General features: G+C 47.3%; 23 protein-coding genes. 22 read left to right on the plus strand and 1 reads right to left on the minus strand.

The features are described 5' to 3' along the window. Position 1: 1 nt before the first annotated feature. The 11 genes from glnA to lpxD all read left to right on the plus strand — a co-directional run bounded on the left by glnA (position 2) and on the right by lpxD (position 13,320). A complete protein-coding gene (gene glnA, locus PHS46_01840; protein MDD3905254.1) occupies positions 2-1,507 on the plus strand; it encodes a type I glutamate--ammonia ligase in 1,506 nt (501 codons plus the stop codon). Positions 1,508-1,521: 14 nt separating this feature from the next. Then, positions 1,522-2,235 (plus strand): type 1 glutamine amidotransferase, encoded by a 714-nt coding sequence (locus tag PHS46_01845; GenBank protein MDD3905255.1) that lies wholly within the window; start codon positions 1,522-1,524, stop codon positions 2,233-2,235. Positions 2,236-2,426: 191 nt separating this feature from the next. Further along, on the plus strand, positions 2,427-3,800 hold the full coding sequence (locus PHS46_01850; GenBank protein ID MDD3905256.1) for an NAD-dependent malic enzyme: 1,374 nt from the start codon (positions 2,427-2,429) through the stop codon (positions 3,798-3,800). Between the two features lie 132 nt (positions 3,801-3,932). Next, positions 3,933-4,763: a sulfide/dihydroorotate dehydrogenase-like FAD/NAD-binding protein gene (locus PHS46_01855; protein MDD3905257.1), complete on the plus strand. Its 831-nt coding sequence runs from the start codon at positions 3,933-3,935 to the stop codon at positions 4,761-4,763. Between the two features lie 5 nt (positions 4,764-4,768). Continuing rightward, positions 4,769-6,196 carry an NADPH-dependent glutamate synthase gene (gltA, locus tag PHS46_01860; protein MDD3905258.1) on the plus strand — a complete coding sequence of 476 codons (1,428 nt, stop codon included), beginning with the start codon at positions 4,769-4,771 and terminating at the stop codon, positions 6,194-6,196. A gap of 13 nt (positions 6,197-6,209) precedes the next feature. Continuing rightward, positions 6,210-7,547: an NADP-specific glutamate dehydrogenase gene (gene gdhA, locus PHS46_01865; GenBank protein ID MDD3905259.1), complete on the plus strand. Its 1,338-nt coding sequence runs from the start codon at positions 6,210-6,212 to the stop codon at positions 7,545-7,547. A gap of 156 nt (positions 7,548-7,703) precedes the next feature. Further along, complete coding sequence (locus tag PHS46_01870) at positions 7,704-8,372, plus strand: TetR/AcrR family transcriptional regulator (protein MDD3905260.1); 669 nt, start codon at positions 7,704-7,706, stop codon at positions 8,370-8,372. 88 nt (positions 8,373-8,460) lie between these two features. Then, positions 8,461-9,810: a TolC family protein gene (locus PHS46_01875; GenBank protein ID MDD3905261.1), complete on the plus strand. Its 1,350-nt coding sequence runs from the start codon at positions 8,461-8,463 to the stop codon at positions 9,808-9,810. 2 nt (positions 9,811-9,812) lie between these two features. Beyond that, positions 9,813-10,667 (plus strand): HlyD family secretion protein, encoded by an 855-nt coding sequence (locus tag PHS46_01880; GenBank protein ID MDD3905262.1) that lies wholly within the window; start codon positions 9,813-9,815, stop codon positions 10,665-10,667. Further along, positions 10,667-12,208: a DHA2 family efflux MFS transporter permease subunit gene (locus PHS46_01885; GenBank protein ID MDD3905263.1), complete on the plus strand. Its 1,542-nt coding sequence runs from the start codon at positions 10,667-10,669 to the stop codon at positions 12,206-12,208. Before PHS46_01880 ends, PHS46_01885 begins: the two co-directional genes overlap by 1 nt. Positions 12,209-12,333: 125 nt before the next feature. Next, positions 12,334-13,320: a UDP-3-O-(3-hydroxymyristoyl)glucosamine N-acyltransferase gene (lpxD, locus tag PHS46_01890; GenBank protein ID MDD3905264.1), complete on the plus strand. Its 987-nt coding sequence runs from the start codon at positions 12,334-12,336 to the stop codon at positions 13,318-13,320. A gap of 63 nt (positions 13,321-13,383) precedes the next feature. On the opposite strand, the gene PHS46_01895 is transcribed toward lpxD, so the two are convergent. Continuing rightward, complete coding sequence (locus tag PHS46_01895) at positions 13,384-13,548, minus strand: DNA-directed RNA polymerase (GenBank protein MDD3905265.1); 165 nt, start codon at positions 13,546-13,548, stop codon at positions 13,384-13,386. Positions 13,549-13,762: 214 nt separating this feature from the next. Here PHS46_01895 and PHS46_01900 point away from each other — a divergent pair, with 214 nt between their 5' ends. The 11 genes from PHS46_01900 (at position 13,763) to PHS46_01950 (ending at position 24,963) form a co-directional block, all read left to right on the plus strand. Beyond that, entirely contained in the window at positions 13,763-15,559 is a 1,797-nt protein-coding gene (locus PHS46_01900) for a proton-conducting transporter membrane subunit (protein ID MDD3905266.1), read from the plus strand. A gap of 3 nt (positions 15,560-15,562) precedes the next feature. Next, complete coding sequence (locus tag PHS46_01905; GenBank protein MDD3905267.1) at positions 15,563-16,447, plus strand: NADH-quinone oxidoreductase subunit H; 885 nt, start codon at positions 15,563-15,565, stop codon at positions 16,445-16,447. A 4-nt stretch (positions 16,448-16,451) separates the two neighbouring features. Continuing rightward, entirely contained in the window at positions 16,452-17,090 is a 639-nt protein-coding gene (locus PHS46_01910) for a hypothetical protein (protein ID MDD3905268.1), read from the plus strand. Positions 17,091-17,093: 3 nt separating this feature from the next. Next, on the plus strand, positions 17,094-18,557 hold the full coding sequence (locus PHS46_01915; protein MDD3905269.1) for a proton-conducting transporter membrane subunit: 1,464 nt from the start codon (positions 17,094-17,096) through the stop codon (positions 18,555-18,557). A 1-nt stretch (position 18,558) separates the two neighbouring features. Further along, on the plus strand, positions 18,559-20,142 hold the full coding sequence (locus PHS46_01920; protein MDD3905270.1) for an NADH-quinone oxidoreductase subunit C: 1,584 nt from the start codon (positions 18,559-18,561) through the stop codon (positions 20,140-20,142). Beyond that, entirely contained in the window at positions 20,139-20,678 is a 540-nt protein-coding gene (locus PHS46_01925) for an NADH-quinone oxidoreductase subunit B family protein (protein ID MDD3905271.1), read from the plus strand. The genes PHS46_01920 and PHS46_01925 overlap by 4 nt, the downstream gene beginning before the upstream one ends. 22 nt (positions 20,679-20,700) lie before the next feature. Next, the gene (locus PHS46_01930) at positions 20,701-22,089 is read left to right on the plus strand and encodes a PAS domain S-box protein (protein ID MDD3905272.1); all 1,389 of its coding nucleotides are present in this window, start codon (positions 20,701-20,703) and stop codon (positions 22,087-22,089) included. Next, positions 22,082-23,290, plus strand: a complete 1,209-nt coding sequence (locus tag PHS46_01935) for a FecR domain-containing protein (protein MDD3905273.1) — start codon at positions 22,082-22,084, stop codon at positions 23,288-23,290. Before PHS46_01930 ends, PHS46_01935 begins: the two co-directional genes overlap by 8 nt. Beyond that, positions 23,290-23,697, plus strand: a complete 408-nt coding sequence (locus tag PHS46_01940; protein MDD3905274.1) for an ATP-binding protein — start codon at positions 23,290-23,292, stop codon at positions 23,695-23,697. The genes PHS46_01935 and PHS46_01940 overlap by 1 nt, the downstream gene beginning before the upstream one ends. 185 nt (positions 23,698-23,882) lie before the next feature. Then, positions 23,883-24,215, plus strand: a complete 333-nt coding sequence (locus PHS46_01945) for an STAS domain-containing protein (GenBank protein ID MDD3905275.1) — start codon at positions 23,883-23,885, stop codon at positions 24,213-24,215. Between the two features lies 1 nt (position 24,216). Further along, entirely contained in the window at positions 24,217-24,963 is a 747-nt protein-coding gene (locus PHS46_01950; protein MDD3905276.1) for an ABC transporter permease, read from the plus strand. The last annotated feature ends 1 nt before the right edge of the window (position 24,964 follow it).

Below are 24,964 nucleotides of genomic sequence, written 5' to 3' on the forward strand. Positions count from 1 at the left end.
TATGAATAAGAAAAAAACATTAAAAAAAGAGGTCAAGTTGGCAAACCCGCTTATAAACGGCTCATTTAATGAAAAGGCCGCAAGGGGTGTGTTGAAATTAATCAAAGAGAAGAACATCCAGATAATCGATCTGAAATTTAACGACCTGCCTGGCCTGTGGCAGCATTTTTCCATACCCGCGAGGGAAATGCTGAATATGGAGGATATTACGAGATCTATCTGGGTCGACGGCATCGGTTTCGACGGTTCTTCGATACGAGGTTTTCAGAAGATACAGGAATCGGACATGATACTGATACCGGATCCGGATACTGCTGTGGTCGATCCGGTATGTGAAGTGCCGACTTTAAGTATCATATGCGATATTTATGATCCGTTAACGAGAAAAGCTTATACGCGCGATCCCCGGTATATAGCTAAGAAAGCGGAAAAATATCTAAACACAACAGGCATAGCCGATACGATTTATTTTGGCCCCGAAGCCGAGTTCTTCATCTTTAATGATATCCGTTTCGACCAGACGGAGAATTCCGGATACTACTTTATAGATTCTCAAGAAGCCGATTGGAACACCGGAAGGATAGAAAATCCGAATCTTGGATATAAGATTCGTTTTAAGGAAGGTTATTTTCCTGTACCGCCGAATGATTCTATCCAGGATTTAAGAAGCAGAATGATCCTCAAGATGATAGAGTCGGGTATAAATGTGGAAGTGCACCATCATGAAGTTGCGACAGCCGGGCAGTGCGAAATAGATATGAGATTTGATAAACTGACAAAAATGGGCGACAGCCTCCTGCTGTATAAGTATATAGTAAAGAATATGGCGAAAAAAGCCGGGATGGTGGCAACCTTTATGCCGAAGCCGCTTTTTGCGGATAACGGATCCGGCATGCACTGCCATCAAAGCTTGTGGAAAGACGGAGTAAATCTGTTTTACGATAAAAAAGGTTATGCGTTATTAAGCCAGACGGCAAAGTATTATATAGGAGGGTTGCTTAAGCACGCAAACTCACTTATGGCTTTTTGCGCGCCGACGACCAATTCATACAAGCGCTTAGTCCCGGGCTATGAAGCTCCGGTAAATCTGGTCTATTCAGCAAGAAACCGGTCGGCCGCGGTTAGAATACCTATGTATTCCGATAGTCCTAAATCAAAGAGAATAGAATTCCGCCCACCCGATCCTGCCTGTAACGGATATCTGGCATTCAGCGCGATGTTGATGGCAGGTCTCGACGGTATCCAAAATAAGATAGATCCGGGGAACCCGACAGATACGGACCTGTTTGACTTAAATGAAGAAGAGCTTTCGAGAATCCCAACGGTGCCGTCATCCCTGAGGCGCGCGGTCGATGCGCTTGAGGCGGATCATGAATATCTGTTAAAAGGCGGCGTGTTTACAAAAGACGTTATCGACGTGTGGCTTGAATACAAGAGAAAGAAAGAGATAGATCCGGTCAGGATGAGACCGCATCCGTATGAGTTCTATTTATATTTCGATATATAGGAGTATGAGTAATTATGTCAGGACGGATATTGATCATAAAGCATGTTGAAATCGAAGGTGCGGGCACCATTGAGCGTTTTTTTCAAAATACTGATTGGTCGCTTGCGACACTCGATTTTACCGCCGGAGGCTTTCCTCCGGACGATCTTAATGATATCAAAGCGATAATATCTATGGGCGGCCCTATGAATGTTTATGAAGAAGCCGATTATCCTTTTTTGAGGGACGAGGATCTGTTCTTGAAAAAAGCCATCAAGAAAGAGATCCCGATTCTGGGGATATGCTTAGGTGCTCAATTACTGGCGAAGGCCTGCGGCGCGGAAGTAAGGAAGGCTCCGGAGAAAGAAATGGGTTGGCATAGGATAGAATTAACGGCTGATGGAGAAAAGGATCCGTTTTTTGCCGGATTATCCAAGGAACTCGAAGTATTTCAATGGCATGAAGATGCATTTGATATTCCGAAAAGCGCGGTGTGCCTGGCTAATTCTAAATCCTGTCATAATCAGGCGTTTAGATTTGGTAAAAATGCTTATGGCTTACAATTTCACATAGAAGTTACGCCGGCCATAATAGGATCATGGGTAAAAGAATATATAAAAGATGAAAAAGAACGTCTTGTCGCCAAGGATATGCTGATAGACGCATATGAAAAAAGAGAGGCGTTTGAAAAACAGGCTAACATGGTATATTTAAATTTCGCAAAGATCATGGCGGGTTTTACTAAATAGTTTTCCGCGCAATTCCAGGTCGTACCAGAAATGTCCGCCCTCCCCTACGAGGCGGACATTTCGTATCAATTTAGCTAATCGCCACAGAGCTCCCCGCCACCGTTAGAGTGAGGAATGGGTTCAATAGTTATAATTTGCTTGTTTATCGCCGCAAAGCCATTATAATATATTTTATACCAAGGAGAGAAGAAATGGCGGAAATAGAAAAGCATTCACATAAGATCGCAAAAAAGATAAGGTTCAGGATACCGGATGTCCCCGGAGCGCTTGGCGCCCTCGCGCTTGGACTTGGCACGGAAGAGGTTACTTTAGGCGACATAGCCCGGGTGCATCTTACCTCTAATTATGTAGTGAGGGATATTACCGCGTTTTTTGATGACGAGGAACATTTTCTTAAAGCAATGACTGCCGTCAAAAAACTCAAAGGTTATAAGATGCTGGGTGTGCAGAATGAGGTTTTAAATTTACACAAAGGCGGAAAGATAGAGATAAAGCCCCGCGTGAAGTTCGAGACCCTAAATGATCTGCGCATGATATATACTCCCGGCGTTGCGCAGGTATGTAATTATATAGTTGCGCATCCTGACGAGGCGAAAAAATATACATCCATAGGCAATACCGTATGTATCGCGACGAATGGCTCGGCAGTACTGGGGCTTGGGGATATCGGTGTTCTGGCCGCGATGCCTGTAATGGAAGGCAAGTCGATCATACTTAATAAGATGGGTGGCGTGAGCTGTATCCCGCTGTTATTGGAAAGCGCCGATGCAGATGTAATAGTTAATACGCTCTCCTGTGTCGCGGAAACATTCGGCGCTATCATGATAGAGGATGTTAAGGCGCCTCTTTGTTTTGAGATAGAGCAAAGGTTGCAGAAGAAAGTCAGGATACCGGTATTCCATGACGATCAGCATGGCACCGCCACCGTTATATTGGCCTCATTGATCAAGGCGCTTAGAATCACCAAGAAGAGGAAAGAGAAAGTAAATATCGTGATAAACGGCGCTGGCGCGGCCGGCATTGCCACGGCGAAGCTTCTTTTGGAATATGGTTTTAAGAACATAGTGCTGTGCGACAGGGCCGGAGCTATATATAAAGGCAGAACGAACGACATGAACGGATTTAAAAAAGAGATTGCCCTCATCACTAACAAGCGCAGGGAAAAAGGCGCTCTGAAGGATGTATTTAAAGGTAAAGATGTTTTTATAGGCCTATCGGCACCCGGGCTCGTTACAAAAGAAATGGTAAAAACCATGAATAAACGGCCGGTCATTTTCGCAATGGCTAATCCTGTGCCGGAAATATGGCCGAAAGACGCCGAAGAAGCGGGGGCCGCTATCGCGATGGATGGCCGGACGGTAAACAATGCGCTTGTGTTCCCTGGAATCATGCGCGGTACGCTCGACTCGCGTGCTCGCGAAGTAACCAGTTGCATGAAATTTGCCGCCGCCGAAACGGTCGCGTCATTAGCCGGCAAAAATGAAGTTGTTCCGAATTTCATGAATACCGCCGTGCATAAAAGCGTGGCAAAAGCCGTATTCTTCGCCGCGTCGCGGGGAAAATAAATATTGACAAGCGGGCGTAAAAGGTTTAAATTATACGAAAAGATAAGTATGAGACAAAGACGTCCATATAGTATTTGTGGACGTCTTTTTTATTTTTGAATGCCTAAAAAATGTGCAATCGGGAAATATCATATGAAGATACTCGAGAAGGAAGTTTTGGTAGATAGCCAGGGGGTGAGAATAGTGAAGATCACTATTCGGTCTCCGGATATCGCGGCGAAAGCAAAGGCAGGACAATTTGTCGTTCTGATGGTGAAGGAAGAGGGCGAGAGAATACCTCTGACTGTCGTGAAAGCAGATGCGGCAAAGGGTACCATCGTGCTTATCGCTCAGGAGGCAGGGCTTACTACGAAGCTATTAGGTAAGGCTGTCCCGGGAGATTCGCTCTATTCCCTTGTAGGCCCATTAGGCCATCCGACAGAAATAAAGAAATACGGTAAAGTTATTCTTGTAGGCGGCGGCGTTGGGATAGCGGAGATACTGCCTGTTGCCAGAGCTATGAAGAACGCAGGTAATCACGTGACCGTTATTATCGGTTCGCGCGCCAAAGAGCTTTTGATACTCGAGCGCGACCTGAAAGAATCTTCGGACGAGTTTATTGTCATGACCGACGATGGTTCATATGGCCGTAAGGGATTTGTTACCGAAGCGCTCAAAGAACTTCTCGAAAAATCAAAATACGATCTCGTTTACGCGGTAGGCCCGATACCCATGATGAGAGCGGTTTCCATGGTGACGAAAGCTTCGGGCGTTCTTACTCTGGTATCGCTCAATGCGGTAATGGTCGACGGTACCGGGATGTGCGGTTGTTGCAGGGTCACTGTCGGCAAAGAGGTGAAGTTCAGCTGTGTCGACGGCCCGGAGTTTGACGCAAGCCAGGTCGATTGGCAGGAACTTTTAAGCCGTAATAATATTTATTCCGAAAAAGAAAAACATATCTGTCGTCTTCATGGGGCGGGTTAATTCATATGAAAAAAGAACCGGTTAAAGTAAGAGAAAAGAGCAGTGCGGTCAGGGCCAAGAGCTTCGAAGAAGTTGTGGAAGGTTTTTCGGAGGCGGAAGCCCTGCAGGAAGCCTCGCGTTGCATCCAGTGCAAGGATCCGAAATGCACCACCGGATGTCCGGTCGGGATCGATATCAGGACATTTATCAGGCAGGTAACGGAGAAAGATTACGACGGCGCGTATTTTACCATACGCCAGAAAAATAATTTCCCATCCATTTGTGGCAGGGTATGTCCCGCAGAATACCAGTGCCGCAAGGCATGCGTATTTACGAAGAAGGCGGCCCCTTACGCTTCCCGCGAAGCGATCGGTATTCATTTTATCGAGCGCTTCGTCGGTGATCACGGGGCTCGCAAAGGTCTGCAGGTAAAGGCTGACGGTGAAGGAAAGCACGCCCAGAAGAAAGTGGCCGTTGTCGGATCGGGTCCGGCGGGTTTGTGTTGCGCCGGAGAATTATCCAGACGTGGCATCAAAGTCGTGGTCTTCGAGGGGTTGCATAAAACCGGCGGGGTATTGCGCTATGGCATACCTCCTTTCAGGTTGCCGAGGAATGTCCTCGATTTCGAGATAGACTCCCTTAAAAAACTCGGAGTTGAAATAAGGACCAATACCGTCATAGGCAAGGTAAAGACGATCGACGAGCTTTTTGCCGAAGGATTTTCCGCCATATTCCTCGGTCTGGGCGCAGGGATTCCTTCTTTCCTGGGTATTCCAGGAGAGAACCTTTGTAATATTTATTCCGCGAATGAATTTTTAACCAGAGTAAATCTGATGTCCGCACATGAATTTCCCAAAAGCCACACCCCTATTAATATAGGTAAGCATATAGTCGTTATAGGCGGGGGGAATACCGCGATGGATGCGGCGCGTATCGCCATAAGGTTACAGCATATGAACGGGATAACCCCCGATACGACAGTTTTGTACCGGCGCACGGAAGTGGAGATGCCCGCTCGTCGGCTCGAGATAGAACATGCCAAAGAAGAGGGCGTTAAATTCGAGCTTTTGGTCAAGCCGGAAGAGTTCGTAGGTGATGACAAGAAGTTCGTCAGGAATCTGCGCGCTTCACGTTGTGAATTGGGAGAGCCCGACAGCAGTGGAAGACGCAAGCCGACGGTTATTCCGGGTAGTTCTTTTGAGATAGACTGCGATCAGGCAGTAATAGCTATAGGGTTGGGTGCCAACAAGATACTCACCGGCGTTACTCCACAACTGACCACGGATAAATACGGTGATGTGGTGGTGGATGGCAAGACGATGGAGACTTCCATTAAAGGGGTTTTCGCGGGTGGAGATATCGTAGGAGGTGAAGGGACGGTTATAGAAGCGATGGGGATGGCCAAAAAGGCGGCCGCCGCCATCATTGATTATCTGGACAAGGCAAAAAAATAACAAGGAGAAGAAGATGAAGAGTTATATGGAAGAGATAATGGATAAGGTTAAAAGCAAAAATCCAGGGGAGCCGGAGTTTCATCAGGCGGTCGGGGAAGTCGTAGAAACCTTAGTCCCGTTCCTTGAAAAGAATAAAAAGTACAAAGATGCTAAAATCATCGAAAGAATGATCGAGCCGGAGAGGCTGATCATGTTCCGCGTGCCGTGGCTTAACGATAAAGAGGAGATCCAGATCAATCGCGGTTATCGTATCGAGATGAATAGCGCCATAGGGCCTTACAAAGGCGGCATACGGTTCCATCCCAGCGTAAACTTAAGCATTCTTAAGTTCCTTGCTTTCGAGCAGGTGCTGAAGAATAGCTTGACCACGCTTCCTATGGGCGGCGCGAAGGGCGGCTCCGATTTTGATCCAAAAGGAAAGTCCGATAACGAAGTGATGAAGTTCTGCCAGGCGTTCATGAGTGAACTCTTCAGGCATATCGGGCCCGATACGGATGTTCCTGCCGGCGATATAGGAGTGGGCGGCCGCGAGATCGGATACATGTTCGGCCAATACAAGAAGCTGACGAATGAATTTACCGGCGTTCTTACCGGCAAGGGGTTAGCGTGGGGCGGCAGTCTTATACGCCCGGAAGCCACCGGGTACGGATGTGTCTATTTTGTCGAAGAGATGTTGAAGGCAAAAGGGGATTCTCTCAAAGGCAAAGTCTGCGCGGTATCAGGATCGGGTAACGTTGCCCAATATACGGTTGAGAAATTGCTTCAGTTGGGCGCGAAGGTCGTGACCCTTTCCGACTCGGACGGGTTCATCTACGACGAGGGCGGTATCGATCATAAGGAATTGAAATGCATCCTGGATCTGAAGAATGTCCGTCGCGGCCGTATCAAAGAATGCGCCAAGGAGTTCAAGTGCGAATATTTCGACAAGAAGAGGCCATGGCAGGTAAAGTGCGACGTGGCTTTCCCTTCGGCGACCCAGAATGAGATCTCCGGCGAAGACGCCAGGATGCTCGTGAAGAACGGTTGCATAGCGGTAGGCGAAGGCGCCAATATGCCGACTACTCCCGAGGGAGTGGCTGTGTTCCAGAAAGCCAAGATACTGTTTGCGCCCGGGAAAGCGGCTAACGCCGGCGGCGTGGCTACGTCCGGACTTGAGATGAGCCAGAATAGCATGAGGTTGTCATGGACGCGCGAAGAAGTCGACAGGCGGCTTCACGACATCATGATAGCTATTCACGAAAATTGTGTTCGTTATGGCAAAGACGGTAAGTACACCGATTATGTAAAGGGTGCGAACATCGCCGGGTTTGTGAAGGTAGCAGATGCCATGATAGCGCAGGGGCTGGTCTAAAACATAAGCCTCTTTTGCCGGTAGTAAACAAAAATCCTATGACTTCGTTCATTAAGCCATAGGATTTTTGTTTCTAATGCGCAGGCGTGTTTCTTTCCAATAAAGCCGCCCGTTAATATATTTGCAAAATTCAATAATGAATGGTATATTTATAATATGAATAAATGTTCAATTATTGAAAAATACAACCGGAAGGATACGGCAATGGCTACTATCGATAGGAAGGAAAGAGATAAGCAACTACGGAAGACGGATATCTTAAAGGCGGCGGAATCTGTATTCGCGTCCAAAGGGTATCACGACGCGACTATACAGGATATCGCCAAAGTGGCCCAGTACGGGACCGGAACAGTTTATCTGTATTTCAAGGATAAGAACGCGCTATATTTTTCTCTCCTGGAGGAAAAAATAAAGAGTTTGGCGAAAACGGTGCAGGAAAAGATAAAGGATATTAAGGATGCCAGAAAGAAGCTGGAGGTTTTTATACAGGAGAGCCTCATCTTTTTCGAACAGAACCAGAGTTTCTTCCGTATATATATGCTTGAAAAAAGTTCCCTCCAGCTGATAGTGGGGAAGGAGGCTTCCGAATCCTTCGCGTCGATAGAATATCTTACGGATTACGTTGAGGATATCATCAGGTTGGCGCAAAAGCAGGAAGTCATAAGAAAAGATTGCAACGCCTCGGAAGTCGCGGATGTATTGACGTCGATCATGGGTTCTATGATTATAAATTGGACGAAAACGAAATCGGGTAACGCGGGCAATCTAATCGACAAGGCCGGTTTTATTTTTAACATGTTCTTAAACGGTGTCGGCAAAAAATAATGTTGACAGGTAGTAAAAATGAATGGTACCATTTATATATGAATTATAATTCAAAAAACGATTTAACATTCAAGAAAAAGGCATATTTATGATTTCCAGGAAAATGATCCTATCGGTTCTGATTGTGCTGATTAGCTACTCTCCGTTTTGCGCTTACGGCGCGGAATCTTTTGGAAGTCTCAAAGAAAAGAGCGATAGGCTACTTACGATACCGGAGGGCATCTCCATAGTACTTAAAGACAGCCGGCTCGTAAAGATCGAAATAGCCGGCAAAGATATGTCTTTTGATGATACTCTTATAGCGCTATCTCCGCTACTACCCCATTTGAGCGCCAGTATTTCCAAGACGTATAATAAGTATACACCGGAAATGATGTTCGGAGCGGTAGCGGTGCCTATGGGCGATCGGAATCCGTTCTCCGGCGGCATCGATGTATATCAGACTCTATTCGATTTCGGCAAAAGCATTTCGAACTATAAAGCATCTACGGAAATGCTAAACGCTCGCAAGGCGAGCGTGGAAAGCGTGAAGAGGACAATAACGCTCGAGTTCATAGTTTCTTACTTCGATTTATTAGAGACGGAAAAAATGATCGCGGTGGCCGGCAAAGAAGTCGATAGCCTTACCTCTTACCTTAATGATATGGAGCACCTCTACACGCAGGGCGTTATTGTAGAGAATGACCTTTTGCCGGCGAAGGTGAAGCTTGCCGATGCCAAACAAAAACTCATAGCTTCCGGCAACAGGCGGGAGGTGGTCGCCTCCGCTATCAATACGATGCTCACCATGCCGCTTACAGAAGGCATAATCACTCAGGATGTTACGGGGGAGGTGCCGGCACTTCCCGAATTAAGTGATGCCTGGGTCTGCGCGGAAGCTAAAAGGCCGGAGATATTATTCTTTAATAAACAGATCAAGTCTTCCGCTTTAAGGGAACAGGCCAAGACGGTTCAGAACCTTCCTACCGTTTTTGTCGACGGCGGTTACGCTTATACGCAGAATCAATACATGGTTCACGAAGATAACGCGTACGTCAAGTTAGGCGCGAAGATGGATCTGTATGATGGCGGCCTGACCGGCGCGGAGATCATGAAAGAGCGCAACATGAACAAGCAACTTCACGAGCAGAAGAGTAAAATAGTCGAAGATATTCGATATGAGGTCAAACGTAGTTTTCTCGGATTAAAAGATGCTATTGAGAAAATGGAGGTTGCCAAGGGCGCTTTACAGCAGGCCGAAGAGAACCTGCGTTTTTACCGTGTCAAATACAATAACGGCGCCGCGACTTCGACGGATGTTCTCGAGGCTATCAATCTTCAGACCAAAGCCGAGACCAACTATTACAGCGCGGATTATGAGTTAAAACGCTGTTACGCGAAACTGGTATATTCTACAGGGAACGATTTGATGTCGATTTACAATAAAACGGAGAAATAGCCATGGCACATAAAAAGAGCAGGAAGATATTTTTTATTATAGCAGTAACGCTGATCGGCGGCATATTTCTCGCGCGCTATGTCATGGGTAATTTCGGTTATGTCAGTACAGATGACGCTTATGTCGAAGGCAGGATCCACAGCATAGCATCGAAGATCCCCGGTACAGTCAAGTTAGTTAATGTTACAGATAATCAGATCGTCAGCGAAGGCGATGTTCTTATCGAGATCGACCCGGTAGATTACGAGCTCAAAGTTGCCGAGGCGTCGGCTAACCTTGATATGCGAAAGGCCGCTCTCGAAGACGCTCAGTGCGACAAAGTACGCGCGGAGGCGCTTTATAACGAAAAGGTATTCCCGAAAGAGCGCTATGAGAACGCGCTTACCGCGTTTAGCCTGGCGAAAGCCCAGACAGATTCCGCCGAGGCACAGATGAAGATCGCTCAGAAAAATATGGATTATACCAAGATATGCGCTCCGTCGGGCGGCTATATAACCAAAAAATCGGTAGAGGTGGGTAACCAGATACAGTCCGCGCAACCTCTGCTGGCGGTTGTTCCCAGAGATATGTGGGTAGTGGCGAATTTCAAAGAGACGGAATTGGCTCACATGCGCCCTGGACAGGACGTCGAGATACGGGTAGACGCTTATCCGGGTCATGTGCTGAAGGGGCATGTAGATAGTGTCCAGCGCGGCACCGGGGCCAAATTCAGCATGTTCCCTCCCGAGAACGCCGCGGGCAATTTTGTTAAAGTCGTCCAACGCATCCCGGTGAAGATAGTCTTCGATAAAGAACAGGATGAAAAACATCCTTTAAGCATAGGCATGTCCGTCGTTCCAAAAGTCAAGGTGCGTTGATGCAAAAAGAGGTAGTCCTCGGCAATGTCGAGGCCCACTGGCGCCCTTCGCATAATCCATGGCTGATCTGCGCCGCGGTTATGTTGGCGACCATCATCGAGGTTTTGGATACTACTATCACCAACGTTGCTATGCCGAACATCGCCGGCAACCTGGGGGTAACTACGCATGAAGCCACATGGGTGTTAACAAGCTACCTTGTGGCGAATGCGATAATTTTGCCGGCGGCCGCCTGGTTGGGCGGATTTTTCGGGAGGAAACGGCTACTTATAAGCTGTATTATTTTATTTACCGTAGCGTCTTTATTATGCGGTTTTGCCAATAGCCTGGGTTTTTTGCTTTTTGCCAGGGTTTTTCAAGGATTGGGCGGCGGCGCGTTGATGCCGATATCGCAAGCGGTATTGCTCGAGACTTTTCCCAAGGAGAAGCACGGTATCGCGATGGCGGTCTTCGCGGTTGGCGTTATCGTCGCGCCCATAGTGGGCCCGATCATAGGAGGGTGGCTTACCGATAATTATTCCTGGCGTTGGGTATTTTTTATCAATCTGCCTATAGGGATAATAGCTGTCATGATGGCCAAGACATTTATAGAGGATCCGCCGTATATTAAGAAGGAGAAGACGATGATCGATTACGTCGGTTTCTCTTTCATGGCGATAGGATTAGGCGCTTTGCAGATCGTGCTGGATAAAGGGCAGGAGGTTGATTGGTTCCAATCGCCCTGGCTTTGCAAGATGTCGGTGCTTACCTGTATCGCCCTTATAGTATTTGTTTTTTGGGAATTGCGGGTAAAGCATCCCGTAGTTAATTTTCAAATATTAAAAGACAGGAATTTTTCCGGAGGATTGATAGCGGCTACGTTTATAGGCGCCTCCATGTACGGCATCATGACTTTAATGCCGCTATTTTATCAAACGCTTCTCGGTTATTCCGCTTATTTAGGCGGGCTGGCGTCTGCCGTTCTCGGAATAGGGGCGTTCGTTTCAGCCATAGCTGTCGGGATATTGAGCAGACGTTTCGACGGACGGATATTTTTTGTGCTGGGTATGTCAATCCTGGGTGTAGCCTGTTTTTATATGGCCGGCATTAATCTGCAGATCGGTATTTTCAGCATGTTAGTGCCTACCATCGCTATCGGTTTCGGGATAAGCACAGCCTTTGTTCCGCTGTCGGTGCTTGCCGTCGGGAATCTCGCGAACAAGGATATGGGGAACGGCTCGGGCCTTTTTAATCTCATGAGGAATATAGGAGGAAGCATAGGCATAGCGATGACCACAACGATGCTTTCGCGTATGTCGCAGGTGCATCAGACATTTCTCGTAGGACACCTTACGCCGTATGATGCCGTGTATCGGCAGACATCTCAGGCTATGGGTCGCGGAATGGGCGATGGCTTGATCTATCAAAACTTATTGCGTCAATCCGCGCTTCTTGCGTATATAGATAGTTTCTATTCGTTTGGCGCGATGGCTATTCTGTGCGCATTTACGGTGTTCCTCTTCCGTAAGGTTAAAAATACGGGAATGATCGCGGCGCATTAAGTTTATACATGAAGAGGTAAACATGGCGAGCAAAAAGACATGGATAATCTGGATATCGATAATATTATTTTATGCAATATCCGCCGCCATCGCGTTTTTAGTTCAAAAAAAATAAGGAGCAGTGCATGAAGATAAGGGAATTAGCAAAGATGATAGGTGGTGCGGTTGAAGGTGACGGCAATATCGATATAAACGGAGTAAGCGGCGTAGAGACCGCAAAATCCGGAGATATGGCGTTTGCGCTTAACGAAGAAAGGCTGTCGGGCGCCGAAAAAAGTAACGTCTCCTGCGTATTGACAAATAAAACCATAAGAAAATCCACAAAAACTCTTATACGGGTAACGAACCCAAAACTATCCTTTCTTATAAGCAGTAATATATTGAATGTGCCGCCGGTCAGGGAGTCGTTCATACATCCGACAGCCGTTGTTTCCGATAAAGCTCATCTCGGAAAAGGGGTGTGGATCGGTTCGGGCGTATCGATAGAAGAAGGCGTGATAATCGGAGATCATGTAATTATAGAGTCCAATTCCGTAATAAAGAAAAATTGCGAAATGGGTTCGTTTTGCCATATTCACCCTAATGTAACGCTGTATGAAAATACTATATTACAGAAAAATGTTATCCTGCATAGCGGTGTGGTGGCAGGGTCGGACGGATTTGGATATGTAAAAGATAATGGCAGCGTATATAAGTTCCCTCAGCTTGGAAAAGTAATTATCAGAGACAACGTCGAAATAGGCGCGAATACTACCATAGATAAGGGGTCTTTGAGCGATACGATAATAGATGAGGGCACAAAAATAGATAATCTTTGCCAGATCGCTCACAACGTGAAGATCGGGAAAAATATGCTGATGGCCGCGCAATGCGGCATTTCCGGGAGCACTACCGTCGGGAACAACGTAACGATAGGCGGACAGGCGGGGATCGCGGATAATGTTACGATCGGCAATGACGTAATTATAGGCGCTAAAAGCGCGGTTATCGGCAATGTAAAAAGCGGCGCTATCGTTTGGGGTATCCCGGCCAGGCCGATCGCCCAGACAAAGCGTCAAATGGCAGTTCTTTCGTGGATAACCAAAAACTTTAAAAAAATAAGCAGATCATAAAAAATTGGAGCGTGTTAAAACGCAACACGCCCCAATAACATACATCTATAGCTATAACCCTATTTAACGCCCGCTATCCTTGCGCTTAGAGAAACAATCCTTGCAATATACCGGACGATCTTCTCTGGGCTTAAATGGCACTTCACATTCTTTCTTACACTCAGCGCATACCGCTTTGTGCATCTCTCTTGGACCTGAACCGAAACTGCCGCCTCCCTGATAACCCATACAGCCTCCTTTTTGCAGTAGTATACCTTTAAATGTGATAAAACACAATACAATTAAAAAAAATATTAAAATATCTTGATTTTTAGGTAAAAAAATGTTATAAATAAAAAACAACATTGTGATAGTTCCGGGTTTAAAGGTGGGTCTGGATTCGCAATAACGAGAAACCTTTGTTGACGCGATATTATTATCGGCCAATGGAGGTTTTATTTTTATGATAGATTTTTTACCAAAACAACTTTTTCTGTTCGATCCTCTCGCTGTATTTTTCCTCGCAGTCATCGCTCTGGTGTGCGTTCCTTCGGCGATATTCTCAATCGGTTATATGCGCGAAGATTCACTAAGAAAGAGGGCTGTCTCCTGGGCGCTTCTGTCCGTATTTGTCCTGTCGATGTGTTTTGTAGCGACAGCGGGGAACCTCTTCTCCTTCCTTATATTCTGGGAACTGATGTCGCTGGCGTCCTATTTTCTCGTTGTATCCGATTTTCGGCACGAAAAGTCTGTGCGCGCCGGAACGATATACCTTATCATGACTCACGCGGGCACCGCTTGCCTTATGGCCGCGTTCTTCATCCTGTATAACCACGCGGGATCTTTTGATTATAACGCGGTCAAGGAAGCCGCGTTATTGCTTGCGCCGCAGGAACGCAATATAATATTTCTGCTGTTATTTACCGGTTTTGCCGTAAAAGCGGGCGTGGTGCCATTTCATATATGGCTACCTTACGCGCATCCTCAGGCCCCGAGCCATGTTTCGAGCATCATGTCGGGCGTTATGATAAAGATAGCGGTATATGGCATGATCAGGTTTTTTGTAACGCTCCTTGGGCCAGCTCCCGCCTGGTGGGGCGCCGTCATCCTCGCGTTTGGAATAATCTCATGCCTTGCCGGCGTGATCTATGCCCTCATGGACCAGGACCTTAAAAGGTTGCTTGCGTACAGTAGCGTAGAGAATGTCGGTATAATACTTCTATGCGTTGGCACCGCGATATTCTTTAACTCCCTCGGCGTAAATGCGGTTGCGGCACTTGCCATGTGCGCAGGGTTATATCATCTGGTCAATCACGCGTTATTCAAAGGCCTGCTTTTCTTATGCTCGGGGAGTATATTCAAGGCGACTCATCTGCGTGACATGGAGAAGATGGGCGGCCTCATAAAGACCATGCCTCTTACGGCGATATTTTTTCTTATAGGCGCGATGGGTATCTCCGCACTGCCGCCTTTAAACGGCTTCGTCGGCGAATGGCTTGCATTCCAGGCGTTTTTTGCAGGAGTTTTACAATCGCAGGGCGCGGTTAAGCTGGCCATGGTATTGGCCGGCGCGGCGCTGGCCTTGACCAGCGGACTTGCGGCGGCATGTTTTGTCAAAGCGTTTGGTATAACTTTTCTCGCCCTGCCGCGCAGTCCGCGCGCCGAAGGCGCAAGGGAGGCGGGATTTGCGATGAAGGCGGGGATGGCGCTTCTGGCCGTGCCGGTAGCGCTCTTTGGTATCGGCGCCGGATTTATAGCCCCCGTTATTTTAAAGATCTCCGGCGCGGTGCTCGGTATCGAAAGTATTCAGCCGCCGTTTTACATGGTCTGCGTACTGCCGCCCGTTATCGCTGTTGCGCTTGCTTTTATCGGGATAGCGGTTTTCTTATGGTTCAAGTTCGGCCTGCGCCGCGCGCAGGTCAGTTGCAACACATGGGATTGCGGATATTACTCCATAGACAGCCGCAATGAATACACCTCGACCGCTTTTTCGAAACCTTTCAGGATCGCGTTCAGCTTTTTCCTTTTGCCGTACCGTAAAAGCGAAAAGATAAGAGATTCTTTTTATCATGTGCGTACGTTTACATATCAGACGCACACTACCAAGGTATTCAAACACTATTTTTATGAGCCGGCGGTGAATCTGATATACTCGGCCGCGTTCAAAATGCGGAAGCTTCAACCCGGCAGTATTCATTTGTATATCCTGTACGTTTTTATTACTCTGGCGGGCCTTTTGGCCTTTATGGGAATGTTTTAAATCATGACAATATTATATAACGTTATCATTATCGGGATGGAAACGGTTTTACTGGCGGCTCTCGCGCCGCTTTTAAGCGGTTTCATACGGAAGTTAAAGAATAATTTCCGCATGAGAAAAGGGCAGGGCATATTTTGGCCATATTATAATTTACGAAAATTGTTTTCGAAGAACGAGGTCATTTCGAAAAACGTTTCGTGGATATTTTATACTGCGCCGGTAGTCGTATTCGCAACGAGCGCGCTGGCGCTATATTTGATATTGTTTGCCCGGATATGTCCTCCTGCGAATAGCGGGGTGGCGGTTATCATAGCGGCTTTTTTTATCTTAAGCCTGGGGCGATTCTTTTTGGCGCTCTCCGGGCTCGACACCGCCTCGGCTTTCGGCGGGATGGGGTCTTCCAGAGAAATGTTCGTCTCGAGCTTTGCCGAGCCGACGATATTTGTCGCGGTATTCGCGTTATGCATGGGCACCGGCACCACGTTCAAGGTATCAGGCATACTCGCGGGGTGCGCGCTTTTGATGGCGGCGATCGCCGAGACATCGCGTATTCCCGTCGATAACCAGGAGACGCATCTCGAGCTTACGATGGTGCACGAAGCGATGGTGCTTGAACATTCGGGGAGGAGCCTGGCGCTCATAGAGCTGGCAAGCCATGTAAAACAGATGCTATTTTTCGTACTTATCGCCGGGTGTTTTTTCATGCCCGTAGAAGCAGGGCGCTGGGGCTGGGCGCTATTCCCGATAAAGATCGCCGCCATAGGTCTTGTCATGGCGGTTATCGAGGTATCGGTGGCAAAGATGCGGTTATTCAGGGTTGTAGATTTTTTAAGCTTCGCTTTTTTTGTAGCGCTCGTCGCGACGATTACAGCGAGTTTGGGGTTGTAAAATTATGATGATAAACTTTCTTTTAAGCGGCTTCCTTGTGGTTACGTTTCTTCTGGTCATTGCCAAAAGAGTGACCGCTCTCATACGGGCATTCATGGCTCAGGCGATATTCTTGTTTCTTTATACTTTATATATGGGCTTTAGCCAGTTGCATATGGAATTATTTATCGTCTGCGGGCTGATCCTCGTATTAAAAGTCATAGCCATACCATTCATGCTGAAACGTATCGTGCGCCGTATTAATGTAGAAGAGGACTTGGGGCTTCTCATAAATCCGCAGGTTTCCATGGTGATAGCGCTCGTTTTTACATATCTTTCATATATTTTCGCGCGCCACACCATGGCGCTTACCGACTTCGCTCATTCGGCGGCTTTCATAGTTTCGCTTACTACGGTGTGCGTCGGATTCTTTCTTATGGTTAGCAGGATGAAGGCGCTAAGCCAGGTCATCGGGCTTCTTGTAATGGAAAACGGCATATTCCTGGCGGCGGGCGCTATAGCAGGCGGCATGCCGTTCTTCGTCGAGATAGCGCTCTTCTTCGACGTATTTGTCTTCATTATAATATTGGAAGTTTTCGTATATAAGGTAAACAGGCTTTTTACGCATATCGACACATCAAAGATGAAGTCGCTTAAAGGTTAATTTATGCTTATCGCAACGATAATATTTATACCGATCCTCCTGACGATCCTTTCATCCTTTATCAAGAAAGTGAAAATACTCGGCATGGTGAATGCGTTCGGCTATCTGGCGCTTCTGGCCGCATTTGTATTCTTCATGAAGGACTTTTTAGCAAAGGGAAGCTCCGCGGTAAGTTTGTGGGGATGGATATATGTCGATTCGCTCAGTGTCTTCTTTTTATTCACTACCGCCGTTGTTAGTTTCGCCGCAAGCGTATATTCGATAGGATACATCCGTCAGGAAGTGGAAAACTCGGAGATATCTGTCCGTAAGGCGTCCGGGTATTTTCAGTTATTCAATCTTTTCTCATTCACGATGCTCATGGTTCCCGTCCTGAACAATCTGGCGTTGATCTGGATCGCGATAGAGATGACGACGCTCATCTCGGCGTTCCTCGTCGGTTTTCACAATGTGAAAGAATCGATAGAGGCCGCCTGGAAATATATCGTTATATGTTCGGTAGGAATAGCGTTCGCGCTTTTAGGGATAATATTTTTCTACTACACATCTTCTAAAGATGCGGGCGTCAAGAGCCTGGAATGGGCGAGCATGCTTTCGGGGTCGGGGGCGTTCGACCCTAAGATCGTGAAGCTTGCGCTTATCTTTATCCTCGTCGGGTTCGGCACCAAGGCGGGACTCGCGCCGATGCACAACTGGCTTCCCGACGCTCATAGCCAGGCCCTTTCGCCGGTGAGCGGGTTACTCTCGGGTGTGCTGATAAAAATATCCTTGTACGCAATGCTCCGTTTTGTGATGCTGGCGAATCTTTCCGTCGGATACGCGTTCAGCGCGAAGATATTCGTATTCTTCGGTATCGTTTCTATCGTGATAGCGGGCGCTTTTATACTTGTGCAAAAGGATTTGAAAAGACTGCTTGCGTATTCGACCGTTGAAAATATAGGGCTGGTGTCTCTGGCTCTCGGTCTTGGCCCATGTGGCGGCATATTCGCAGGCCTTCTCCAGGCATTTAATCACGCGGTTACCAAAGCGCTCATGTTCTTCTGCGCCGGAGAGGCGGTGCGCGCATACCATGGCAATAGCATGAGCCGGATGCAGGGGATGATCAAGGTCGCGCCTTTTGCCGGGACGGCGATGTTCTTGGGTCTGTTCGCGTTGGTCGGCATGCCGCCTTTTTCCATATTTGTAAGCAAATTGATGATCCTGATATCTGTTTTTAACGGAAAACATTATCTTCTGGCCGCGATTATACTCGCTTTTATCGCCATGGCATTCGCGGGACTTCTGCATCATATAAGTAAAGTTGTTTTGGGGAACAAGCCCAATGCGGCGCAGGTCCGGAAAGAGCCGCTTAGCGCCAAGATAGCGCTGGTGTTTTTAGGTATCTTTATATTATGGTTCGGGTTGAATATTCCGAAGCCGTTTTTTGACCTGCTCGTAAGTTGCGAGCGTCTGATATTAGGAACGTAAGATGAATACCCAAGATTATATAAAGAACATTCTGGATTCCGCGAATATCAAGACGTCCGGGTTTGATATGTTGCGCCGGGACGAGTTGTATCTTACCGTTTCCGCCGCGGATTTTGCCGGAACATGCAGTCTCATGCATAAGAAGCTCGATTCTCCGGTGATGACATTTTTTGCCGAGGACCTGCGCGAGGCTTCGGGCGTCTTCGCGCTTTATTGCGGTTTCTTAAGCCTGCAGACGCGTTCCTGGATATTCGTCCGGCAGAATATCGCGCAGGATGATCCGGCGTTCGATTCGCTTGCGAAGAATATTTATTCCGCCAGCCTGTTTGAGCGCGAGATAAAAGAGATGTTCGGGATAATGCCATCGGGCAACCCCGACTTAAGAAGGCTTAAGCTTCACGACGAGGTCTGGCCCGAAGGATATTACCCGCTTCGTAAAGATTTTATCGCGCCGCGCGATCTCCCCGCACCTGGTCCGGCGTATAGATTTAAACGCGTAGAAGGGGAAGGCATATTCGAGATTCCAGTCGGGCCGGTGCATGCCGGTATTATAGGGCCGGGCCATTTCAGGTTCAGCTCGGCGGGGGAACCGATAGTAAATCTGGAGTTGCGGCTCGGGTGGACGCATAGAGGCATCGAGAAGCTTCTCGAAGGTATGGATACCTCGGAGGCGGTAAAGATATTTGAACGCGTAAGCGGCGACACGGCATTTGGCTACAGCCTCGCTTTCTGCCGTTCCGCGGAAAAGATATTTGGCATAGACGTTCCTGTAAGGGCGCAACTGCTTCGCGTGATATACCTGGAGCTCGAACGTTTGTATAATCACGCAAACGACATGGGCGGCATCGCCCTCGATGTAGGTTTCAGTTTCCCCGCGCAATTCGCGAGCCTGATAAAAGAATCGATACTCCAGCTCAATCAGAAAATATCCGCTTCCCGATATCTTAAAGGTATTAACGCAGTCGGGGGGATTTTACAGGATATCGATAAAAATAAAGCCGTAATTATCCGCGAGGCGCTTGGGAAGATAGAAAAAGATATCTGTTCTCTGGAAGATATGCTTTTAACGAGCGTCTCTTTTATGGATCGTGTCGACGCGACGGGGATTTTGCGCGCCAATACAGCCCGCGACCTCGGCATAACTGGTGTAGCCGCGCGCGCAAGCGGCATTGCGCTGGATTTGAGAAAGGCCTTGCCGGGTATTTACGATACCCTATCTTTCGCCGCGGCGAAAGAGCATGCGGGCGATGTCGCTTCGCGCCTTAGGGTAAGAATCGCCGAATCGAAAGAGTCGTTTAGCCTTATTAGCCAATCCTTGGAAAAACTCAGTTCATGCAGTCCGGAAATCAAAGCTACGGGGCAAGTGAAGGAAGGGATTGCATTCGGCTATGTCGAGGCATGGCGCGGAGCTGTACTGGTCTGGATGAGGTTGGATCGCGACGGTAAGATAGCCAGATGCAAGATCGTGGATCCTTCTTTTCATAACTGGGACGCTCTCTCGTTTGCCGTTTTGGGAAACATTATTCCCGATTTTCCTTTATGCAATAAAAGTTTCGATCTATCATACGCGGGTAATGACCTATGAACTTTAGAATATTTAAAAGTAGCATCGAAAAGGGCAGAGTTACGTTAAAACTCGACGAGGCCGGTATTGTCGCACTGCCCGAAATCGAAAATATCGGCCGGGATCTTAAAAGAGCTATTCACGCGAAGTTCGGCAGGTCGTTTCACATCCGCGAAGTCGATACCGGTTCATGCGGCGCATGCGAATCGGAGATAATCGCGTGCTCTAATCCTTTGTACGACATACAACGCTTCGGCATAGATTTCGTGGCCTCTCCACGCCACGCGGACGCGCTTCTTGTTACCGGGCCCGTTTCTAAGAACATGATCCTTGCCCTGAAGAAAACATATGAGGCGATGCCTGAGCCGAAATTTGTGATTGCCCTGGGAGATTGTGCCAAGGACGGAGGGGCATTCAAAGGATCTTATTATACCCGCGACGGTGTAGAAAATATCCTGCCTGTTATTTTGCACATCCCTGGATGCCCACCGGATCCATTAACGATAATGCGTTCACTCCTGAGTTTTATGCACGATTTTCCTTGTCGCCGGGCATAAAATACAGCTATAATAGGCGCTGATGAAACCAACCCCGCAGGAACGCCTTATACTTTCGTTTGCGGCCGTTTCAAATTTGTCGGCCATCCTGACTTTTATAGCGGGATGCATCGGCATATTTATAAATACTCCCGTCGTAAGGAACGCGATCCCGGGACTCGTTACGATGAAGGTCAATACCGCATTATGCTTTATACTCGCCGGTCTTTCATTATGGCTGATTCAGATAAGCCGCAATACCAGGACGAACAGACTGATAGCGCTATGTTGTATTTCGTTGATTGCCGTGATAGCCGGCCTTACGTTTTTTGAATATATCTCCGGTATAGATATAGGCATTGATCAATTACTGATCCATGTAAATATCCCCTCGGATTTCACCGTCAACCCCGTTCGTATGGCATTGAGTACGGTGATAACTTTTTTTCTCGTATGTTATGCCATGTTTTTAATAATATCAAAAGAGGGCCGCGGTCATTATCTGTACCAGGTTCCGGCAATTTTTGGTATGTTGATTGCCTCGGCCGTGTTATTGGGGTACCTTTATAACGTGCCGCTTCTTTATCATTTCCCGCGCGGGAATCCGGTGATGGCATTCCATACTTCCATAGCATTTTTTATAATGTTTCCCGGAGTTATTTTTGCCCGGCCGGATACGGGGCTGATTAGTATAGTTACACGGTATAGCGCAGGAGGTCTTGTGGCCCGGAGCCTGACGCCTATCGCTATTATCGTGCCGCCGATTTTCGGTATGGCTAAGCTATTGGCCGAAAAAAGAGGTGTCATAAACAACGAGATCGGCATATCGCTGGTGGCTACAGCCAATGCGGCAGTAATAAGCGCATTTATAATATGGTTTGCGGCTTTTATAGATAAGACGGAATTAAAGCACAAAATTTTAAGAGATAAGCAAGAGAGAGAGTCGCTTTTTTTTACGACTATATTTGATAATACGCCCAATGCCGTATATATTTACGACATGACCGGAAAATTTATCGAGGCCAATCCCGCCGCCTGCAATTTATTGGGATATGAGCACGAAGTATTGCTCAAAATGTCGGCATCGAACGTAGAATCCTCCATAAACACTGCCCTGATATCCGATCGAATCGCGCAAGTAAAAAAGGATGGACGCATCACTTCGGATGTTATTTATAACAAAGGCGACGGGACGATTGTCAGTCTGGAAGTGAACAGTCAAATGGTGGATTTGCGCGGTGAGCAGGTTATCATGAATATAGTGCACGATATTACGCTACGCCGGCGCATTGAAGAGGCGCTAAAAATTAAGATCAGGGAGATGGAAATAATTAATAAGACTACCGTGGATCGTGAATTGAAGATGGTTGAATTAAAGAAAAAGATAAAAGATCTCGAAGGAGAACTAGAAAAGGAGCGGCGTCATGAATAAGAAACCTTTAGTGGTGGTTTTAATCCTGCTTTTTGTAGTTCTTGCCGGCGTTGCTGTATTCCTATTTGCGGGAAAATTATTCGCGCCCAGGGAAGAGGTTATATTAGATCAGACCAGTAATACATTTCTCGTAAAAGGCGATGTAAAGATAAATAAGATAAGCGCGGGAGGCGGTTGGCATAAACTTGAAGCCTCTACGGTTATCGAAAAAGGAGACGTAATAGAGACCGCCGGCGAATCGACGGCCGATATAGTTATAGGCGCCAATACAGATAAGGCGATCAAGATAGGCGAGAAGAGTATCGTGGAATTCGAAGGGATCAACCCGACGTCGCTCAATTTTTCTAAAGGCAAATTACTGGTAAACGTGAAGAGGCTGGAGCCGAAGTCCTCCTTTGTGGTGAAGACACCCACCGCTATATGCGGCGCCAGAGGCACCGGATGGATGGAGGAAGCGTCTCCGGGGATGACGAAAGTATGTGTATTCGACAACTCCGTATTCGTTCGAGAACTTAATGACGCAGGGAAACCGAAGATGGGTAAACGCATTGCCAACCAGGGCACAGAGTTGATCATACAAAAGGGCGTTATCATAAAAGAGGTACCGCTGGGCGAACTCGACGCGCAGGTATGGCAATCCTGGGCGAAGAATGTGGAATACTTAAGAGAAGGCAAAGTCCTGGTGAACGATTTTGACAGGAAAGAAAATTTCAACAACTTAAGCGGGCCGTTCGGATCGTGGAATGTGTTCTTCTCCGACCCCAGTCAGTATTGCAGGGATGAGTTTACGGTATTGGAGAGGGTGGGCGAAAAAGGCTACGCTTTAAAACTTACTTATGATGTCGAGACATCATTCTCAGCCTATAACGGTTTCTTTACAAACCTGATGGGCATAGACATCTCCGGCTACAAGTATCTTGTATTCTCTATAAAAGGGGATAAGATAGCCGGATTTACGACCAGCGTGAATGTTGAGCTTAAGAATATGCGCCAGACGGGCCGCGCGAAGGTTGATGGTATAACGTCGGAATGGAAACGCATAGTGTTGCCGCTAAAGGATTTTGTCGGCATAAATACGTTTAAGGATATGAAGGAAATAGTTGTTGTATTCAGCGATATAGCCGTTACCAAAAAGGTTGGAGTTGTTTATATAGACGACATCTATTTCGCAAAATACGATCCTGACGTTAAAGGTGAGTAATGGATAGTTGCGCGGGAACCATAAAGGTTCCGAGCCGGACAAGTTCGATAAAGAAAGTTTCATCCGGGATACTTGAACAACTTTTGCCGTACAAAGTGAGCGAAGAGCGGCTCTTTGATATAACATTATGTATCGAGGAGGCGGTCAGAAACGCCATTATTCACGGCAATCGTTCCGACCTAAAATTGCAAGTGAAGGTTGATTACAGCATAGACGGTGATAATATCGCTGTGGAAGTAGAGGACGAGGGCGCCGGTTTTCAGCCGGCACGCGTTCCGGATCCTACCGAAGAATGCAATATAACTAAAGAGTCCGGCCGTGGACTGCATCTCATCGTGCGGCTTATGGACCGGGTGGAGTTTAATAAAAGAGGTAACAGGATCAGGATGGAAAAGTCGTTGAGGTAATCGCGTAGTGTAGGAGATAACCGTAGGAGATAACCGCGTAGGTTATTTGAGTTAAATGACTGGCCAACCTACGCGGTTGGCGTGTAGCAGATAACCGCGTAGGTTATCTGAGTTAAATGACTGGCCAACCTACGCGGTTGACAGAGTAATTGGCCAACCTGTGCGGTTGGCGGAGGAGAGGTAAGATGGCGGTAAAAACGGAGACAAGAGGCGAGTTGACGATCTGTTACATAGACGGCGAGATAGATATAGTGCGCAGTCCGGAGATGAAGAAGATTTTTGATAAACTCACCGGGAAGAAGACGCCGAAGATAGTGATAGAGTTGTCGAAGGTTACGTATGTCGATTCATCGGGGCTTGCTACGCTCGTCGGTATATTGAAGAATATGCGTTCTTACGGCGGGAAGATGCGGCTTGCCGCGATGTCGCCGAAAATAAAGAGCCTCTTCGAGATAACTAAATTGGATAAGCTATTCGAGATAATGGCCAGCGAAGAAGAAGCCGTTGCGGGGTTATAGGATGGGTTATAATACTCTGGCGCTTTTTTTCGACACCATATACTGGCTGATCGTCGGTCCGCTGAAGAATAAATTTGTAAAAGCGGACAGTATCTTCAGCCAGATGGTATTCGCCGGTGTCGGCTCGCTTATGATAACGTCTTTCGTCGCATTCTTCACAGGCATAGTCATAGCGATGCAGTCGGCTTATCAGCTCGCGAGGTTTGGCGCTAATATCTATGTCGCTCCGATGGTCGCGGTGGCTCTGGCAAGGGAACTTGCGCCGGTACTGACGGCACTTGTGGTTACAGGGCGCGTTGGCGCGGCAATAGCGGCGGAACTCGGCACGATGAAGGTTACCGAGCAGATAGAGGCGCTCGAGACGATGGCCTTGAATCCTGTCCGGTTTCTCGTCGTTCCGCGGTTTCTTGCGCTTCTGATTATGCTCCCATGCCTTACCGTTCTGGCGGATATCATCGGCATATTCGGCGGCTTTCTGGTGGGTGTATTTAATCTTCATCTCGATCCTTACAGGTACATAACATTCTCATTCAAATATATGCAATGGAAAGACGTTTGGACAGGGCTTGTCAAAAGCGTTGTATTTGCGATAACGATAGCGATGGTTGGATGTCATACGGGATTAAAAACTAAGGGCGGCGCCGAAGGTGTCGGCAAAGCGACGACCATGAGCGTAGTGACAAGTTTTATACTTATAATACTTTTTGACTGCATATTGACAGGGCTATTCTATTTTACGCAAAAATAAT

It is taken from the genome of Candidatus Omnitrophota bacterium (genome assembly GCA_028699255.1).
GTDB lineage: Bacteria > Omnitrophota > Gorgyraeia > 2-01-FULL-45-10 > 2-01-FULL-45-10 > FEN-1322.

Coding starts and splice junctions, on each gene's coding strand:
- PHS46_01900 (MDD3905266.1), top strand. CDS start 13,763: ATGATAGATTTTTTACCAAAACAACTTTTTCTGTTCGATCCTCTCGCT.
- PHS46_01920 (MDD3905270.1), top strand. CDS start 18,559: ATGAATACCCAAGATTATATAAAGAACATTCTGGATTCCGCGAATATC.
- PHS46_01940 (MDD3905274.1), top strand. CDS start 23,290: ATGGATAGTTGCGCGGGAACCATAAAGGTTCCGAGCCGGACAAGTTCG.
- PHS46_01895 (MDD3905265.1), bottom strand. CDS start 13,548: ATGGGTTATCAGGGAGGCGGCAGTTTCGGTTCAGGTCCAAGAGAGATG.
- glnA (MDD3905254.1), top strand. CDS start 2: ATGAATAAGAAAAAAACATTAAAAAAAGAGGTCAAGTTGGCAAACCCG.
- gdhA (MDD3905259.1), top strand. CDS start 6,210: ATGAAGAGTTATATGGAAGAGATAATGGATAAGGTTAAAAGCAAAAAT.
- PHS46_01925 (MDD3905271.1), top strand. CDS start 20,139: ATGAACTTTAGAATATTTAAAAGTAGCATCGAAAAGGGCAGAGTTACG.
- lpxD (MDD3905264.1), top strand. CDS start 12,334: ATGAAGATAAGGGAATTAGCAAAGATGATAGGTGGTGCGGTTGAAGGT.
- PHS46_01850 (MDD3905256.1), top strand. CDS start 2,427: ATGGCGGAAATAGAAAAGCATTCACATAAGATCGCAAAAAAGATAAGG.
- PHS46_01910 (MDD3905268.1), top strand. CDS start 16,452: ATGATGATAAACTTTCTTTTAAGCGGCTTCCTTGTGGTTACGTTTCTT.
- PHS46_01945 (MDD3905275.1), top strand. CDS start 23,883: ATGGCGGTAAAAACGGAGACAAGAGGCGAGTTGACGATCTGTTACATA.
- PHS46_01855 (MDD3905257.1), top strand. CDS start 3,933: ATGAAGATACTCGAGAAGGAAGTTTTGGTAGATAGCCAGGGGGTGAGA.
- PHS46_01875 (MDD3905261.1), top strand. CDS start 8,461: ATGATTTCCAGGAAAATGATCCTATCGGTTCTGATTGTGCTGATTAGC.
- PHS46_01905 (MDD3905267.1), top strand. CDS start 15,563: ATGACAATATTATATAACGTTATCATTATCGGGATGGAAACGGTTTTA.
- PHS46_01845 (MDD3905255.1), top strand. CDS start 1,522: ATGTCAGGACGGATATTGATCATAAAGCATGTTGAAATCGAAGGTGCG.
- PHS46_01950 (MDD3905276.1), top strand. CDS start 24,217: ATGGGTTATAATACTCTGGCGCTTTTTTTCGACACCATATACTGGCTG.
- PHS46_01915 (MDD3905269.1), top strand. CDS start 17,094: ATGCTTATCGCAACGATAATATTTATACCGATCCTCCTGACGATCCTT.
- PHS46_01870 (MDD3905260.1), top strand. CDS start 7,704: ATGAATAAATGTTCAATTATTGAAAAATACAACCGGAAGGATACGGCA.
- PHS46_01930 (MDD3905272.1), top strand. CDS start 20,701: ATGAAACCAACCCCGCAGGAACGCCTTATACTTTCGTTTGCGGCCGTT.
- PHS46_01880 (MDD3905262.1), top strand. CDS start 9,813: ATGGCACATAAAAAGAGCAGGAAGATATTTTTTATTATAGCAGTAACG.
- gltA (MDD3905258.1), top strand. CDS start 4,769: ATGAAAAAAGAACCGGTTAAAGTAAGAGAAAAGAGCAGTGCGGTCAGG.
- PHS46_01935 (MDD3905273.1), top strand. CDS start 22,082: ATGAATAAGAAACCTTTAGTGGTGGTTTTAATCCTGCTTTTTGTAGTT.
- PHS46_01885 (MDD3905263.1), top strand. CDS start 10,667: ATGCAAAAAGAGGTAGTCCTCGGCAATGTCGAGGCCCACTGGCGCCCT.